This window comes from Aeromonas sp. 603404, assembly GCF_049171775.1.
Lineage (GTDB): Bacteria > Pseudomonadota > Gammaproteobacteria > Enterobacterales > Aeromonadaceae > Aeromonas > Aeromonas veronii_A.
Map to the genome: position 1 here is coordinate 22,714 of NZ_JAAKPE010000016.1, position 15,589 is coordinate 38,302.

A 15,589-nucleotide genomic window follows, 5' to 3' on the forward strand; every position below is an offset into this window, starting at 1 on the left:
TGCAGAGACAAAAAAGAGAGGCTGTTGCCTCTCTTCTGGTTTTATCGGTATGCGGGATTAAGCGCTGCGGGTCGCCAGATTGATAAAGATCTGGGCTCCGACCAGCAGGCAGTCGTCATCGAGGTAGTAGGGGTTGGCATGCAGATAGTTGCAGATCCCCTTGGCCTGACAGCCGCTGCCGAGGAAGAACATGGCACCCTTGCGGCCACGGCAGGCGTTGACCATGTAGCTGAAGTCTTCGCTGCCGGTCATCGGCTGACCCTGAGCGTTGATCCCCTCAGAGGGCAATACGTCGGCGGCCGCTTGCAGCAGGCGGGCGCAGGCATCGGCGTGGTTCTCGACCGCCGGATACCCTGCATAGACCATCTTGGTCTTGAAGCCGCGCAGTTCGCTCTGGGCCACGATCTCCTTGAAGCTGTTCTTCAGGATCTGGTCGGTTTCGGCATCCATGGCACGGATGGTGCCGCGCGCCTGCACATGGTCGGCGATGGCGTTGGGGATGGTGCCGCCGTTGATCATGCCGCAGCCAAATACCGCCGGGCTGAACGGGCTGGTGCGCTTGGCGACGATGTAGTCCATATCCTCGATGATCCGCACCGCTTCGCGGATGGCATCCAGCCCCTTGTGGGGGGTCGAGCCGTGGGCGGAGATGCCATGCACATCCAGCGTCCAGGCGGAGCCCCAGGAGGAAATGACCCCGTTGTTGAACTTGATGGTGCCGGTCTCCATGGCGCCGTCGTTATGGAGGGCATAGACCTCGTCCACCCCCTTCATGCAGCCCAGCTCCACCATCTTCTCGGCGCCCGGTACCCGCATGTCCTCTTCCGCCATCTGGAAGATAAAGCGGACGTTGTACTGGAGGCGATCGCGGTTGGCGGCCAGAAACTTGGCTGCGGTCAGAGCGATCGCCATATGGGAGTCGTGACCGCAGTTGTGAGCCATTCCCTCATGGGTTGACTTGAACGCAACGTCGCTCATGTCGTGCATCTCGAGGCCATCCATGTCGGCCCGGAAGGCGATGGTCGGCAGCACAGGATCAACCACCAGATCGCCGTGAAAACCGGTGAAGCCCGGGTAGTCGGTGAGGCGGTAGCCAAAGCTTGCCATCAGCTCGCGGCAGTAGGCCGAGGTCTTGAACTCGACGCCGGAGGCTTCCGGAATGGTGTGCAGATGGTGGCGTACTTCCTGACTGAAGTTGCGCAGGGCTAGCAGGGCCGGTTCAATGTGGAGGTTGTTCATCAGATGATCCCTTGAATGGAGAAGCCGAGTTGGGCCACCAGCGAGGCGCCGAAGAAGCAGCAGGTGGAGACGATCATGAAGATCAGGATCACTTTCCAGGACATCTTCTTCAGCTCTTCCAGCTGACCGCCCACCGAGAGACCGGCGAAGGCCAGCAGCGGTACGCAGCAGGAGAGGAAGGAGATCTTGGCGACGGCGTCGATAAAGAGGCCGCGCACCGGGGTTTCCGGCAGGCAGATGAGAATGCCGATGATGGTGGCATAGGCAAACGCCGGCAGGGAGGAGGGCAGGTAGCGCTTGGCAATCAGCGAAGCGAACACCACCAGTGACATGGCGATGAAGCTGTCACCCATCAGCCAGAGTGGGGTGCCGGTGGTCAGGGTCTGGGTAAACATGGCCAGCAGGATCGCCAGAAAGACGAACCGCATATCCATTACGATGCTTTTCATGCTTTCTCTCCTTTAGCGGTCAGGGCATAGATTTTTTCAGCGAGCGGCAGACCCAGATAGGTGAGGGAGAGCGCGCCAAGAGCGGAGGAGAGCAGATTCGATGCGGCGGCGATACTCAGCACCTGCTGAGCCAGCGCTTCGTCGAGACCGTTGATCAGGGCGCCGGAGGCAGCGCTCAGCATGGAGCCTGAGCCCACACCGGAACCGGCAGCCAGTGCCAGCGGGTGCAGGCCGGTGAGCGGGGCGATACTGCCCAGCACGCTGAACCAGAGGGTGCCGATAACGGAGCCGCACAGGTAGATGGCCAGCACGCCGATGTACTCCTGAGAGCCGGTGCCGAACTTGCCCTGAATGACCGCGACGGACGGCTCACGGCTGATGGAGGAGCAGGCCCCGATGGCGCGGCGGCCAAAGCCGAACTTCACCGCCAGCGGGATGGCGATCAGGATCGGCAGCAGGTTGCCAATCTCCTGCAGGAACAGCGGTACGCCGACGCTCAGGATCATCTTCAGGTTGGGGATGATCATCCCCGCGTACTGGGTACCCAGGATCAGCAGGCTGAAGCCCACCATCTTGCCGCAGAAGCCCTCTTCTTTCTCGGTGAAGAGCTGTTTCCAGCCGGGGATGCGATCCTTGATCGGCTTGGCGGAAATGCACATGCCGATGATGACGGCAAAGAGCATCGGCAGGATCGGAATGATGGCGATGCCGATCTTGATCTCCTGTTTACCTATCAGGTACTGGGCCACAAAGATCAGCATGGCGGTTGCCAATATGCTGACCGTGACCGTCTTGAGGGGGCTGGTTTGCTGCATAGTCTTTTCTCTTGTTATTCCCATGTGTGGCCATCGTCAGGGTTGTCCAGACCGATGATGGGGGCATCATAGGGGGCTAAGAGGGGCAGGTATGTGACCTTCATCAAGCTGGCCATATGGCATTTTTTCATGGGGTATGCCCTTTAACCCTCTGGATACCAAGGGTTAAAGGCCGTTAACAGAACGTCAGCATTGGCAGGACAAGATAAGCAAACAGGAGGGAAATGGTGACACCGCCCCGCAGGGCGGTGACGCGGATCAGACGGGCGTTTTGAGCCGTGCACTGCGCAGCAGCAGGGGGAGCTGGTAGAGCACCAGGGCGCCGAGCACCAGTCCGGCTCCGGCCAGTTTGGCGCCGCCGAGGGGTTCGTTGTAGAAGAGGGTGCTCAGCAGTAGAGTCCAGACCGGCTCCAGCAGCATCATCAGGGCGGCGTGGGCGGTAGTCATCTTGCTCAATGCGTGGGTGAGCAGCCAGTAGCGCAATGTGGTGGCAATGAGCACGCTTGCCGCAAACCAGCCCCAGATGCCGTGGCTGGCTCCAGCCTCGGGCCACTGTTCGGTCAGCAGGGAGAGCAGGGTGCCGAGCAGGCCGGTCATCGCCAGCTGGATGCAGGTGAGCCAGGTGGGGGCAATGGATTGGGCAAAGTGGCGATGGACGGCAAGCTGGATGCCGAGAGTGGTGGCCGCCGCCAGAAACCAGAACAGCGAGAGCGACACGCCCCAGTGGGTGCTGCTGGAGAGCAGCAGCAAACCGGCGATGGCGATGGGCAGGGTGAGCCAGTAGTGGCGGCCAGGCTTGGTCCGAAAGGCTCCCCAGGCTGCCAGCGGGGCCATCAGGGTCGCGACGCTCATGATAAAGGCGCCGCTGCCCAGCGCATCGCTCTGGCTGATGGCAGTGACCCACAGCAGCAGGCTGGCGCCGAGGAGGGTGCCGCAACCGGCAGCGCGCACCAGCTGGGCGCGAGTCGGCGGTGGCTCGCGCAACCAGGCCAAGGGGAGCAACAGCAGCGCGGCCAGCAGAAAGCGGCTGCCGATAAAGGCGGCAGGGGGCAGTTCGCGGATCGCCTCTTTCGAGAAGAGCCAGCCAGCGGCGGCCAGCAGGGTGACCAGTACCATCAGCAGCAGGGGAGTGCGGTTCATCGGGGTCGCCATGGTGAAATGGATGGGAGAGCATAAAGGAAAGGCGCCAGGTATTGCTACCTGGCGCCTTTCGCATCTGCCTTGAACCGCCGTCGCGGCTCGCGGCCAGCAATCAGTTCATGCCGTAACGCTTGAGCTTCTTGCGCAGGGTGCCACGGTTGATACCCATCATCACGGCAGCGCGAGTCTGGTTACCACGGGTGTACTGCATGATCACGTCCAGCATCGGCGCTTCGACTTCGGAGAGAACCATATCGTACAGATCAATCACTTCCTGACCGTTCAACTGGGCCAGGTAGTTACGCAGGGCCTGTTGCACAGAGTCACGCAGGGGGCGCTGGGTCGGCTCGGCAGCGTGATTGTGAGTAGTTGTTACCAATGCATCAGAAGTCAGGGTTTGTTCGAACATATTCGGTCGGCTCTTTAGTTATCTTGTTAACCTAATCCATCGAAATACGCTTCGAGTGCCTCAAGTTGCGCGTCTGCGCAATCCAGGGCATTGAAGTGCTTACGGAATTCTCGGCCCGTCTCTTCTTCATCCAGATACCAGCCCACGTGTTTACGGGCTATGCGCGCTCCCAGATATGCACCATAAAACCGGTGCAGGTTGGTTACATGCTCGTTCATCAGGGTGCGAACCTCTTCCCTCTCGGGAGGCGGCAGCTTGGTGCCCGTCTCAAGAAAATGACGGATTTCCCGGAAAATCCAGGGTCGTCCTTGCGCAGCTCGGCCGATCATCACGGCGTCAACACCGGTATAGTCGAGGACATACCGGGCTTTCTCCGGGCTGTTGATGTCACCATTGGCGACAACAGGAATCGATACGGCCTGCTTAATCGCCCTGATCGTGTCGTACTCCGCTTCGCCCTTGTAGAGGCAGGCGCGGGTACGACCATGCACGGCAAGGGCCGCGATACCGCAATCTTCGGCGATTCGGGCGATCTCCACGCCATTGCGGTTATCCGGATCCCATCCTGTGCGGATCTTCAAGGTGACAGGCACCTCCACTGCATCCACCACGGCCCGGCAAATTGCTTTGACCTGATCGGGGGCACGCAGCAGGGCAGAACCTGCCAACTTCTTATTCACTTTTTTTGCCGGACATCCCATGTTGATGTCGACGATCTGTGCGCCCTGCTCCACGTTGTAGCGGGCAGCAAACGCCATCATCTCGGGGTCGGCTCCGGCAATCTGGACCGAACGCAATCCGCCTTCTGCAGAGTGATCCATCCTCATCCGGGTTTTCTGGGTATCCCAGACATCCGGGTTGGCCAGCAGCATCTCGGAAACGGCCATGCCAGCCCCCAATCGCAAACAAAGTTCACGGAATGGTCGGTCAGTTACACCGGCCATGGGAGCCACAATCAAGGGAGTTTCAAGCGTGTGGGGACCTATCTGCATTCCACGGTTACCATCGGCTTAGGGCGGCGTATATTACGCATTTTTTAGGCAGGAGAAAAGGTTAGTATTTGAGCGTCAGCCATTTTTTTCTGAAAAAAACGTCGCGCCAAGGCTTGCAAATTCTGGAGTTATTGAAAAACGGCCAGATTGCCGGAGAGTGAGCGCTGTACCATTCGGGTCGGACGCCTGCATAATTGTCAGTCCACTTGCAGGCCCGCTTTGCGTTATGATAGCGGGCTTAAGTCGAGCAAATGCTCCAAACATTTATGCAACAAAAGCGGATTGGGGATCTATGACGTCAAGGTTCATTAAATCACTCTGGCCGTGTCTGATGGGGGCCGTGCTGGGGTCGGCGCAGGCGCAAACTATCAGCTTCGGTGAAGCCTGGACCAGGGTCATCCAGCAGGATGAAGGGCTGGCTGCCGAGCAGGCCGGGGTCGATCGGGCCAAGCAGCTGCGCGAGGCGGCCAAGGATATGTATCTGCCCAAGGTGGATCTGGGGGCCAGCTATACCCATCTTGATCAGCCGATTGAACTTGATGCCCTCGATCTCAATCCGCTGGCCAAGCAGAAAGATCTGATCCTGGCACTCGGCAGCCTGTTCGGGGTCGGGGCCAACGCATTTGTCACTCCCCTGACCAAACAGAATGTGGTGACCAGCTCGGTCAAGATGCTCTGGCCGCTCTTTGCCGGTGGCCGCATCGATGCGGCGCAGGATATCCGTCAGGCGCAGGTGAGCGAGGCGCAGCAGCTGCTGGTGCTCAAGCAGCAATCCACCTTCGAGAGCCTCTCCCAGACCTATTTCGGTGTGGTGCTGGCTGCTCAGGTGGTGCAGACCAAACAGGAGATCGAAGAGGGGCTGGCCCACCATCTGGATCACGCCAAGAAGCTCGAAGCGCAGGGGCAGATAGCCAGGGTGGAGTGCCTCTCCGCCCAGTCGGCCTATGATCGGGCCCGCATCGATACCCAGAAGGCGCGCCGCAGCCTCGAGATCGCCGAGCTGGCCCTTGGCCGCATGCTGAAGTTGCCAAATGCCCAGCCGGGCAGCGGCCTGTTCGTCAACAAGGAGCTGCCGCGCCTTGAGGGGTTGGTGAGCCAGACCCTGGAGGTGCACCCCGGTCTTAAGCTGCTCACTGCCAAGAAGGAGCAGGCCAAGGGGCTGATCCGAGTCGAGCAGGGCAAATATGCCCCCGAGGTGTTCCTGTTCGGCAACTACAACCTCTATGAAGATGATTCACTCGCCTCCAAGACTGCGCCGGACTGGCTGGTGGGGGTGGGGGTCAGCATGCCGCTGGTGAGCCGCGATGGCCGCTCCGAGACGGTGCAGGCCGCCAAGAGTGCCGAGTTGCAGGTCAATCTGCTGCAGGCCAAGACCCGTCAGGATCTGGAGTTGCTCGTTGAGAAGACCTGGCGTGAAGCGGCGCAGGGGCTGGAGGAGTATCAATCCCTCTCTTCCACCCAGGCGCTGGCAGAGGAGAACGTGCTGCTGCGGGACAAAGCCTTCGGGCAGGGGCTCTCGACCTCCCTCGATGTGGTGGATGCCCAGAACCAGCTGGCGGGGGTCAAGACCCAGCGTGCGGCGGCGGCTTATCAATATGTGGTGTCTCTGGCCCGTCTGCTGGCGCTCTCCGGCCAGATGAACAGTTTCAATCAATATCAGCACGGTCAGGTGATCGAGGTGAACTCATGATCGCACTCCAGCCCGTTCCTTTTTCTATCTCTGTTTCGACCGCCAAGGGTCGCCCGTTTGTCGAGGTGAAGTGATGAGCCATCCCCCCATCAAAAAGAAGATGAGCCAGGGTAAACCGCTGTTGTTGCCGCTGGTGCTGGTGATCCTGGTGGTCTGGCTGGGCTGGCGCTTCTGGCTCGCTTATCAGCCGGAGCCGGTGCATCTGCAAGGGCAGATTGAAGCGCAGCAATATTCGGTCTCCTCCAAGGTGCCGGGTCGTATCGACGAAGTGTTGGTGAAAAAGGGTGATCAGCTGACCAAGGATCAGCTGGTCTTTACCCTGGCGAGCCCCGAGATCGAAGCCAAGCTGAGCCAGGCCAAGGCCGGTGAGGCCGCTGCGGGGGCGCTGGCGCAAGAGGCAGAGAAAGGGGCCCGAGCCCAACAGATCGCTGCCGCCAAGGATCAGTGGCAAAAAGCCAAGGCTGCCGCCCAACTGCGTGGCAAGACCTATGAGCGGGTCGCCAGCCTGCACCGCGACGGCGTAATGCCGCTGCAAAAACGCGACGAGGCCTGGACCGCGTGGCAAGCTGCACGCTACAGCGAAGGGATGGCGTGGCAACAGTACCAGATGGCGTTGGAAGGGGCGCGGGAAGAGACCAAGATCGCCGCTCGCGAGAAGGCCAAGATGGCGGCGGGTTCTGTTGCCGAGGTTGAGGCCTATCTGGCCGACACCCGCATCACCAGCCCCCACAATGGTGAAGTGAGTCAGGTACTGCTGCGTAGCGGCGAGCTGGCGCCACAAGGCTTCCCGGTGGTGACCCTGCTCGACATGAGCGATGCCTGGGCCCAGTTCCACGTTCGCGAGGATCTGCTGCCCCGCTTCCCGGTCGGTACCGAGTTTGATGCCCGCATCCCGGGCCTTGGCGATCAGACCGTGCGCTTCAAGGTGACCCATGTGGCCGTGATGGGGGATTTCGCCACCTGGCGTGCCACCGATACCCGTCAGGGCTTCGACATGAAGAGCTTCCTGGTGGAGGCTCGCCCGCTGCAACCGGTTGAGGGGTTGCGGGTTGGCATGAGTGTGCTGGTTGAACTCTGATGGGACGTGAATTTCGGCTGCTGTGGCAGGATCCCTTCAGTCGTGCCCTGATGAGCTGGGTGCCGCTGCTGCTGATGGGGATCCTCTGCTGGATCTTCTCGGCAGGATTGGCCCGCGACCTCAAGGTGGGGCTGGTGGATTTCGACCACAGCATGCTCTCGCGCCAGCTCGCCTTCTCGCTGGATGGCTCGGCGGGGCTCAAGGTGGCGCAACAGTTCGACTCCATCGATGCCGGTGCCCACGCCCTGCGCGGTGGCGACATCTATGCGCTGGTGGTGATCCCCAACCATCTGGAGCGGGATGCCCGTCAGGGCACCCAGCCGCAGGTGACGGTGTTCAACAACGGCCAGTTCATCCTGATCGCCAAGCTGGTCAACTCTGCGCTGGCGCAGGTGGTAGGCACCCTTAACGGTCAGGTCGGCGTGCTGGAGGCGATGGCCGATGGCAAGGCGCTGCCCGGCGCGCTCGGGCAGTCGGTGCCCATCAGCAGTCAGGTCACTGCGCTCTATAACCTCAACTCCAGCTATGCCCAATTTCTGCTGAGCGCCATTCTGCCCGCGGTGTGGCAGATCCTGGTGGTGCTGTTCGGCCTCAATGCACTGGCCCGTAATGATCGGCTGGGGCTGGACTGGACCACTCGCGGTGTCTGGTTTGGCCTCTGGCGCACCCTGCTGCCCCACATGCTGATTGGCTGGGGCTGGGGAATTGTCTGGACACTGCTGCTGTTCAAGGGCTTCTCCTACCCCATGCACGGTAGCTGGCTGGTATTGCTGGTGGGGCTGGGGCTCGCCTCGGCAGCCTGCGTCACCATGGGGGCTTTTTTCTACGGCATCATTCGGGATCCGGCCCGCGCCCTGTCGCTGGCGGGGGCTTACACTGCGCCCGGTTTTGCCTTTATGGGGGTCACCTTTCCGGTGAGTGCCATGGGGGATTTCGCCCGCTTCTGGCGCAGCCTGTTGCCGGTCTCTCACTATGTCGAGCTGCAGATTGGTCAGAGCAATTATGGTCTGCCCCTCGCATCCGCCCTGCCGCAACTGGGGGCGCTGCTGCTGTTTCTGCTCCCCCTGCTGCTGGTGGTACGTCGTTACAAGCAGCAGGCCGAGCTGGCCCGTCAATCAGCCGCAGTGGCAGTCGCCGAAAAGGAGCCTGAGTGATGCTGGGATTTGTCGATCTGTTGCGCCTAGAGCTGCGCACCCTGCTGGCGGATCGCGCCATCATGCTGACCCTGTTTGGCGGGGTGATCTTCTACTCGTTTCTCTATCCCCAGCCCTATCTGCATCAGCTGCCGCGGGAAGAGGCGGTGGTGATGGTCAACGAGGATGGCAGTCAGTTGTCCCGTCAGCTGGAGTTTATGGCCGATGCCACGCCGCAGGTGAAGCTGGTGGCGCGGGCCAATTCACTGGATGAAGCGCGGCAGCTGATGATGGCCGGGAAGGCGAGCGGGATCCTGCATATCCCCAACCACTTCTATCGGGATCTGATGCTGGGCAAGAGCGTCACCCTGAGCTATGCCGGTGATGCCTCCTACTTTCTGGTCTACGGTACCATTGCCGAGGGATTGGCGCAGGCTGGCGGCACTCTCGCCGCGCAGGTGAAGGTGGCGCGGCTGTTGAGCCACGGCGAGGCACTGCCACAAGCGGCCATGGGCTGGAATGCGGTGGCCCTCAACGTGGTGCCGGTGTTCAACCCCACCATGGGCTACGTCAACTACGTGGTGCCGGCGGTGTTCGTGCTGATCCTCCATCAGGTGTTGCTGATGGGGGCGGGGATCCTGGGTGCGACCCAGAACCAGCGCAGTTGCCGCGGCGAGCACGGTTACTGGCAAAGCGCGCCGGTGTTGCCGCTGCTGCTGGCCAGAACCCTGGTGCTGGCGGGGTTGTTTCTGTTACCGGTGAGCTACTTCCTCGGCTTCTGCTTCGATCACTACAATATCGCTCGTCATGCAGACCCTGTGCAGCTATGGCTGTTCGCCCTGCCGTTCCTGCTGGCGACCTGCTGGTTCGGTATTGTGCTGGGGGCGATCTTTACCCGGCGCGATCTGCCCACTCAGGTGGTGTTGATCTCCTCCCTGCCGCTGGTCTTTCTGGCGGGCTTTATCTGGCCGCTCGAGCTGATCCCGGCGCCCCTCAACTGGCTGGCTCAGTGGGTGCCCACTATCCCGGCCATCGAGGGTTTTCTGCGCCTTAACCAGATGGGGGCCGACTTCGCGCAGGTTTCCCGTTACTGGTGGCAGCTGTGGGGACTGGCGCTGCTCTACGGCGTGCTGGCTTGCCTGCTGCTGCGTTGGCGGCAGCAGTCGCTGCCGGTGGCCAGTCAGCCGGTCGTACAGAGTGAGACGACCGCCGGTTAAGCGGGATGGTGCAAGCGCGAGCAAGATGGCGTGTGCGGTAAGGCGAAAACGGTCAGCCCTTGGGCTGACCGTTTTGCTATGTGGTGGGGTTAAGCGGTTTTACTGCTGCTTTAGCCACGCTGGAGCGTGGGATCCCCGATGGCGTAGATCTGCCCCACCGCCGTCTCATCCGCCAGCAGACGCAGCCCTTGGGCGGCCACATCGGCACGGCGCACCAGTCCGTGTACTTCCTTGCCCTGACTCAGTTCGGCGCGGCCGGTGGCGTCGCCATCCTGCAGGCCCGCCGGGCGCAGAATGGTCCATGCAAGGGCGCTGGTCTGCAGCCAGCTCTCCGCCAGACTCTTGAGACGTACCTCGTGACCGAAGGCGGCGCGGGCCCGCTCCGGCAGATACTGCCAGCTGTCGCCACAGCCGAGGGAGGTGACCAGCAGCAGCCGTTTCAGGCCTACCTGCTCCATGGCATCGATCACATGGCGGTTGCCCTGATAGTCCACCGGCGCGGCTTGACGGAAGCTGCCGAGGGTAGAGACGACCTGTGCATCTTGTCCCGCCAGAACACATGCCTGCTGCACCGCAGCCAGATCCAGCGCATCCCCCTCGATCACCTCAACTCCCAGCGCACCTAGTTCTGTGGCCATCTCGGGGTTGCGTACCAGCGCAACGACCCGGTGACCCTGGCTCAGGGCGTGATGAGTAAAGGCGCGGCCCAGCCCGCGGCTGGCTCCGAAAATCAGTGTGGTTGGCATAGCTGAGCTCCCTTGGCAAAAGGGGCTAGCCTAGTGGCTTGTTCGCCTGCTGTAAATGAGAGTTGTTTCTATTTGTGAGCTGGCAGGGAGGAGAGAGTGCGAGCCGTCAGCGACTCGCACTCTTTGAGAGGGATCAGCCGTTGTAGTTGCCGATGCTGGGGCGACGGCTTGGGCCGCTCAGGTGGATATCCACCGGATTGAATGCCTTGATCGCCTCATAGCTGAAATCACCGATCGCCTGATGCAGGCTCTGGGGCGTGTGGTTGGTGATGATGATGACGCTCTTTGACAGGTTGCGACGGCGGCGCAGCAGGTGGCCGAGGAAGCTGGACTGGCTCTCCGCCATCTTGGCGCGGTTGGCCGATACCTCGTCGATGATCAGCAGATCCACCTCTTCCAGTGCGCGGCGGTACTGGTTGCGCTCGTCCTGATCGGGGATGACGTTGAAGAACAGCCGATCGACGATGGAGGCCCACTGCTGGAAGATCACCGATTTCTGGTGACGGGCGATCAGCTCATGCGCTACCGCCCCCGCGAGGGTCGACTTGCCGGTGCCGTAGTCGCCGTAGATCAGCATGCAGCCGCCACCGCTCTTCTCCCAGTGCTCGAAGCCGCTGATAAAGTAACGGGCGGTTTCGATAGGGTATTGCAGCGCCGGGTCACCGGCATCCATTTTGTCGAACACCCAGTCGGGGTTGAGGTCGGCCTGGGCGATCAGCTTCTGGATCCGTTCCTGGCGGGCTGCCTTCTGCAGCTCGCGCACCTCGGCGTTGGCCTTGGCGTCGTACTCCTTGCGCAGGGTCTCGTAGTCATACTGGCCGCCACCGGTCTCTTGTTGCAGGCGACGAATGCGCTCCAGCAGGCCACCCACATGGCGACTCAATTCCGGGTCGTGAATGCGGTGATCCTGCTTGGCCTTGGCGATCTTCTGGCGCTTGGCTTCGATCTCTTCCAGCTCCTGGCGCAGGGGATCTTGCGGGTCAGTCATGGAATGCTCCTTCTGCTCGATCAGGGATGGGTAGACAAGGGGTTGATTCTGCCTGCAGGCGGGGGCCGCTATCAATCATTATCCGGCTCCTGCTGCGCTGCGGGTTCTTGCGTCTGCTGTTGGGCCAGTCGTTTGGCCTCTTCAATCATCTGTTGGGCCCGTTTGCTGGGGCCCGACTCTGCCGGGGCCGGCGTCACCTGCTGGTAGCCCTGCACCTCCATCGGCTTGCGACGGGTATAGCGGCGGGTCTTGAGGGCGCGAATGAACTTGAGCATCCATTGATGCTGGGAGTCGAACACCTCGGGGCGCCCCAGCCAGTAGGCGATAAACTCCCCCAGATCCTCTTCGCTGTAACTGGCATCGATCACCCCGCACAGACGGGCGAGGGCGGGCAGCTCTTCGTCCGGTCGCCACTGCAGATGCATCTGGAAAGGGCGCTCCGGCAGCGGGCTGCGCAGTTTCTGGGTCAGCAGCGGCAACTGAAACGGGCACTGGTGGTAGTGCTCACTCTCGGGCTGAGCCTCGACTTGCAGCAGGCCCGCCTCCATCAATTCATCGAACAGCTCGGTGAGCTGGCGGGCATTGACCTGAAACGAGAAGCCGCAGGGATCGCCCGGGTCGACCACTGCCAGCGCCCGACCCAGCTCGGGATAGTTGAGCCGGGCCGCCTGATTTTCCAGCACCAGTCGGCGCAGCTGCAGGGTATAGAGACTGCGAGCCGGATGGGACAATCTTGGGTGGGCAAGGGCGCTGTATTCGGCTGGGGTCATGGTCTTCTTCACGAGCTGGAGTGGGGGGCATTATCCCCTATGGTGCTCTCCTGCACAATTCGTCACACTGCAAGTGAGTGCCCTGCATGGTCGGGTGGTGAAAATTGATCGTACCGCGGAGCGTTGAGCAGGGAGAGCGGGATTGTGTCGATAATCCAGCAGCTTGCACTATTTTGGTATGCAGATTAGCCAATCCGGCTATTTGTGACGCAAGGCACGCGGCATTTCTGCTGATTTAGACTAGTCTTATTACTTAAATAAACAATTGACTCATAAGGTTTTTGTCAACATGCCAAAACCCGGACTGCGGATCCTGGTGGTGGAAGACGAAGCAGTTTTTCGCCATTCGTTAGTGAGTTACCTCGCGCGGGACGGGGCAACGGTGTTTCAGGCTGAGGATGGAATTGAAGGGTTGTCAGCTGCAGCGATTTATCATCCCGACGTGGTACTGTGCGATCTCAATATGCCCAATATGGATGGCCGCGAGGTAATCGCCTGTCTCTCTGCGCGCTATCCCCATATTCCGGTTATCGTCATTTCGGCCCAGAGCTCCATGGAGGCGGTCGCCAGTGCCTTGCGTGCCGGTGCTCGGGACTACCTGCTCAAGCCCCTCGAGAACTTCGCACTGGTCGATCGCAGTATCGACCAGTGCCTGAATGGGAGTTCCACGCGAGCTCAGCAGCTCGAATTGATGGCGCATATGGATTACTTCAGTGCGCATGATCGGGCTGCCAGCCGTTTGCTCGCCGGGCTGAAGCCACCGGGATTGCAGGAGTGGGGCCCCTGGCAGGTCACGTTCAAGGGGCTTGGGCACCTCTTCATTCCCGATACCTTCAAGGTGGAAGACAAGCTGCTGGTGCTGGTGATGGAGATGCCCATCATGGGGACGGATGCAGGATTTTGCGGGGCGCTGGTGCGCTCTCTGATGAACGTGCCCTATCGCCAGTTTCAGCAGAACGAGAGCCGTTTGCTGAGCCAACCGCACCGGTTGCTCGACTACCTAAACCATCAGTTGATGGAGTCCGGGTTGCGCCACGCTTTTGCCATGGCTGCTCTGCTGTTTGATCAGCACGATGGGCTGGTATTTGCCAATGCCGGGCTCACTTCCCCCCACTGGTTGATGCGCTCGGGTGGATTACCGCTTGGTCTGATGCGCAACAGCCACTACGCTCTGCACAAACGCAGCTGGCATGAACCATTCGATCTGCAGTTTCGCAGCGACAGCGGTAGTGCGCTCAATGTGCAGGTGCGTCATCACTGAGGCTGCTTGACTAGAGACCAAAACAGACAAGGCGCCCGATGGGCGCCCTGTCTGTTGTCTACAATCCTGACCGTTTAGACGGTGGCGGAGTGTAGTTTCTTCTCTTGAGCTTGCGGCTCTTTGGCCGGGCCTTCGGCACCGTGCATCCAGTAAACCAGACGATTAGCCATGGTCAGCAGCAACAGGGCGCTCAGCACCGCAGCCAGGGCGATGCCACCGAAGATGGCGATCGGGCCGGCTTCACCAACAATGGAGCCGATAAAGCCCGCAGCATAGTTGGCGATGGCGATAAAGCCCATCCAGGCACCCATCATGAGGGAAGCCAGACGCAGCGGAGCCAGTTTGGTCACCATGGAGAGGCCGATCGGGGAGAGGCAGAGCTCGCCCAGGGTGTGGAACAGGTATGCGCCAACCAGCCAGAACATGGAGGTCTTGACGGTGTTGTCACCACCCTGCTGTAGCACGGCACCCACCATGAACAGGAAGCCGATAGCCAGGAACAGCAGACCCATGGCGAATTTCACCGGAGAGTTCGGCTCTTTCTTGCCGAGCTTGATCCAGATGGCCGCAACGACCGGTGCCAGAGTGATGATGAAGAAGGGGTTCAGGGACTGGAACCAGGCAGTCGGCACTTCGAAGCTGCCGATCATGCGGTCGGTATACTCCTGGGTGTAGAGGTTCATCAGACCACCGGCCTGCTCGAAGCCGGCCCAGAAGATGATGGTGAACAGACCCAGTACCAGAATAACCTTGATGCGATCCACTTCCTGCTTGGTCAGCGGTGCTTTCTGCTCGGTAGTACGCAGGGCGGCTGCGCGCTGGGCGGCAGTGACACGACCGATGTCACCCAGGAAACGTTGGGCCATGGTGGCCTGGATCACCAGAGAGAGCAGCATGCCGATACCGGCGCCGACGAAGGCTGCTTGCCAGCCGTAGGCGGTGGCGGCAGCACCACAGATCACACCTGCCAGCAGGGAACCCAGGTTGATGCCCATGTAGAAGATGGTGAAAGCACCATCACGGCGGTGATCGCCCTCTTCATAGAGGTCACCCACCATGGTGGAGATGTTCGGTTTGAACAGGCCGTTACCCACGATCAGCAACGCGAGGCCCGTGTAGAACATGGTGTTGACCATATCCGGGAACATGGCGTGGGGCAGTGCCAGAGTGAACTGACCTGCGGCCATCAGCACGGCACCGATCAGGATGGCGCGACGTTGACCCAGGAAGGTGTCAGCCAGCCAGCCGCCGATCAGCGGAGTGATATAAACCAGACCGGTATAGATACCGTAGAGTTTGAGGGCATCTGCCTGACTCCAGCCCAGACCGCCGTTGGCAGTCAGGTCGGTCAGATAGAGCACCAGTACGGCACGCATGCCGTAATAGGAGAATCTCTCCCACAGTTCGGTACTAAAGAGCAAAAAAAGCCCTTTAGGGTGACCTAAAAAGGTCCCTTTTGACGGGTTATTCATTGGAACTTCCACCTGTGTCTTATATTTTTTTGAGTTTTTTATGCAAGGGCGAGAAACACGCCTCAACCCTTATAGAACATGCGTGAATAAATTACAACATTATGATTTGCTGAGAGTTTATTTACTCTTGATTGATTTTTTGTTGCGCAAATGAAAAAGGAGCATCATTTGATGCTCCTCGAATACCTCT

15 protein-coding genes are annotated in these 15,589 nt (G+C 60.4%); 5 read left to right on the forward strand and 10 right to left on the reverse strand.

Annotated elements, in window-relative coordinates:
- Positions 1-57: 57 nt before the first annotated feature.
- The 6 genes from G5306_RS17870 to dusB form a co-directional block, all read right to left on the reverse strand.
- Positions 58-1,239, reverse strand: a complete 1,182-nt coding sequence (locus G5306_RS17870; RefSeq protein ID WP_421313333.1) for a M20 metallopeptidase family protein — start codon at positions 1,237-1,239, stop codon at positions 58-60.
- On the reverse strand, positions 1,239-1,688 hold the full coding sequence (locus tag G5306_RS17875; RefSeq protein WP_033114935.1) for a hypothetical protein: 450 nt from the start codon (positions 1,686-1,688) through the stop codon (positions 1,239-1,241). The genes G5306_RS17870 and G5306_RS17875 overlap by 1 nt, the downstream gene beginning before the upstream one ends.
- On the reverse strand, positions 1,685-2,503 hold the full coding sequence (locus G5306_RS17880; protein ID WP_042658540.1) for a DUF3100 domain-containing protein: 819 nt from the start codon (positions 2,501-2,503) through the stop codon (positions 1,685-1,687). The genes G5306_RS17875 and G5306_RS17880 overlap by 4 nt, the downstream gene beginning before the upstream one ends.
- Positions 2,504-2,761: 258 nt before the next feature.
- On the reverse strand, positions 2,762-3,643 hold the full coding sequence (locus G5306_RS17885; protein ID WP_151285941.1) for a DMT family transporter: 882 nt from the start codon (positions 3,641-3,643) through the stop codon (positions 2,762-2,764).
- 112 nt (positions 3,644-3,755) lie between these two features.
- On the reverse strand, positions 3,756-4,052 hold the full coding sequence (fis, locus tag G5306_RS17890; protein ID WP_005309538.1) for a DNA-binding transcriptional regulator Fis: 297 nt from the start codon (positions 4,050-4,052) through the stop codon (positions 3,756-3,758).
- A 26-nt stretch (positions 4,053-4,078) separates the two neighbouring features.
- Positions 4,079-5,044: a tRNA dihydrouridine synthase DusB gene (gene dusB / locus G5306_RS17895; protein WP_019445016.1), complete on the reverse strand. Its 966-nt coding sequence runs from the start codon at positions 5,042-5,044 to the stop codon at positions 4,079-4,081.
- A 292-nt stretch (positions 5,045-5,336) separates the two neighbouring features.
- On the opposite strand from dusB, the gene G5306_RS17900 reads away from it, so the two are divergent.
- The 4 genes from G5306_RS17900 to G5306_RS17915 all read left to right on the forward strand — a co-directional run bounded on the left by G5306_RS17900 (position 5,337) and on the right by G5306_RS17915 (position 10,162).
- Complete coding sequence (locus G5306_RS17900) at positions 5,337-6,734, forward strand: TolC family protein (protein WP_199258709.1); 1,398 nt, start codon at positions 5,337-5,339, stop codon at positions 6,732-6,734.
- Positions 6,735-6,807: 73 nt separating this feature from the next.
- Complete coding sequence (locus tag G5306_RS17905; RefSeq protein WP_158111906.1) at positions 6,808-7,812, forward strand: HlyD family secretion protein; 1,005 nt, start codon at positions 6,808-6,810, stop codon at positions 7,810-7,812.
- On the forward strand, positions 7,812-8,966 hold the full coding sequence (locus tag G5306_RS17910; protein WP_421313335.1) for an ABC transporter permease: 1,155 nt from the start codon (positions 7,812-7,814) through the stop codon (positions 8,964-8,966). The genes G5306_RS17905 and G5306_RS17910 overlap by 1 nt, the downstream gene beginning before the upstream one ends.
- Positions 8,966-10,162 carry an ABC transporter permease gene (locus tag G5306_RS17915; RefSeq protein WP_421222445.1) on the forward strand — a complete coding sequence of 399 codons (1,197 nt, stop codon included), beginning with the start codon at positions 8,966-8,968 and terminating at the stop codon, positions 10,160-10,162. Before G5306_RS17910 ends, G5306_RS17915 begins: the two co-directional genes overlap by 1 nt.
- 110 nt (positions 10,163-10,272) lie before the next feature.
- Here G5306_RS17915 and G5306_RS17920 read toward each other — a convergent pair whose 3' ends face one another.
- The 3 genes from G5306_RS17920 to G5306_RS17930 form a co-directional block, all read right to left on the reverse strand.
- A complete protein-coding gene (locus tag G5306_RS17920; RefSeq protein ID WP_421222447.1) occupies positions 10,273-10,908 on the reverse strand; it encodes an NAD(P)-dependent oxidoreductase in 636 nt (211 codons plus the stop codon).
- 133 nt (positions 10,909-11,041) lie between these two features.
- The gene (locus tag G5306_RS17925) at positions 11,042-11,896 is read right to left on the reverse strand and encodes a DnaA ATPase domain-containing protein (protein ID WP_005349200.1); all 855 of its coding nucleotides are present in this window, start codon (positions 11,894-11,896) and stop codon (positions 11,042-11,044) included.
- A gap of 71 nt (positions 11,897-11,967) precedes the next feature.
- Complete coding sequence (locus G5306_RS17930; protein WP_005349201.1) at positions 11,968-12,666, reverse strand: DnaT-like ssDNA-binding domain-containing protein; 699 nt, start codon at positions 12,664-12,666, stop codon at positions 11,968-11,970.
- Positions 12,667-12,955: 289 nt separating this feature from the next.
- Between G5306_RS17930 and G5306_RS17935 the strand changes: the two genes are divergently transcribed.
- Positions 12,956-13,927 carry a response regulator gene (locus tag G5306_RS17935; protein WP_421206036.1) on the forward strand — a complete coding sequence of 324 codons (972 nt, stop codon included), beginning with the start codon at positions 12,956-12,958 and terminating at the stop codon, positions 13,925-13,927.
- Between the two features lie 74 nt (positions 13,928-14,001).
- On the opposite strand, the gene G5306_RS17940 is transcribed toward G5306_RS17935, so the two are convergent.
- Positions 14,002-15,399: a peptide MFS transporter gene (locus G5306_RS17940; protein WP_227341975.1), complete on the reverse strand. Its 1,398-nt coding sequence runs from the start codon at positions 15,397-15,399 to the stop codon at positions 14,002-14,004.
- Between the last annotated feature and the right edge of the window lie 190 nt (positions 15,400-15,589).

Coding starts and splice junctions, on each gene's coding strand:
- G5306_RS17870 (WP_421313333.1), bottom strand. CDS start 1,239: ATGAACAACCTCCACATTGAACCGGCCCTGCTAGCCCTGCGCAACTTC.
- G5306_RS17875 (WP_033114935.1), bottom strand. CDS start 1,688: ATGAAAAGCATCGTAATGGATATGCGGTTCGTCTTTCTGGCGATCCTG.
- G5306_RS17880 (WP_042658540.1), bottom strand. CDS start 2,503: ATGCAGCAAACCAGCCCCCTCAAGACGGTCACGGTCAGCATATTGGCA.
- G5306_RS17885 (WP_151285941.1), bottom strand. CDS start 3,643: ATGAACCGCACTCCCCTGCTGCTGATGGTACTGGTCACCCTGCTGGCC.
- fis (WP_005309538.1), bottom strand. CDS start 4,052: ATGTTCGAACAAACCCTGACTTCTGATGCATTGGTAACAACTACTCAC.
- dusB (WP_019445016.1), bottom strand. CDS start 5,044: ATGCAGATAGGTCCCCACACGCTTGAAACTCCCTTGATTGTGGCTCCC.
- G5306_RS17900 (WP_199258709.1), top strand. CDS start 5,337: ATGACGTCAAGGTTCATTAAATCACTCTGGCCGTGTCTGATGGGGGCC.
- G5306_RS17905 (WP_158111906.1), top strand. CDS start 6,808: ATGAGCCATCCCCCCATCAAAAAGAAGATGAGCCAGGGTAAACCGCTG.
- G5306_RS17910 (WP_421313335.1), top strand. CDS start 7,812: ATGGGACGTGAATTTCGGCTGCTGTGGCAGGATCCCTTCAGTCGTGCC.
- G5306_RS17915 (WP_421222445.1), top strand. CDS start 8,966: ATGCTGGGATTTGTCGATCTGTTGCGCCTAGAGCTGCGCACCCTGCTG.
- G5306_RS17920 (WP_421222447.1), bottom strand. CDS start 10,908: ATGCCAACCACACTGATTTTCGGAGCCAGCCGCGGGCTGGGCCGCGCC.
- G5306_RS17925 (WP_005349200.1), bottom strand. CDS start 11,896: ATGACTGACCCGCAAGATCCCCTGCGCCAGGAGCTGGAAGAGATCGAA.
- G5306_RS17930 (WP_005349201.1), bottom strand. CDS start 12,666: ATGACCCCAGCCGAATACAGCGCCCTTGCCCACCCAAGATTGTCCCAT.
- G5306_RS17935 (WP_421206036.1), top strand. CDS start 12,956: ATGCCAAAACCCGGACTGCGGATCCTGGTGGTGGAAGACGAAGCAGTT.
- G5306_RS17940 (WP_227341975.1), bottom strand. CDS start 15,399: ATGAATAACCCGTCAAAAGGGACCTTTTTAGGTCACCCTAAAGGGCTT.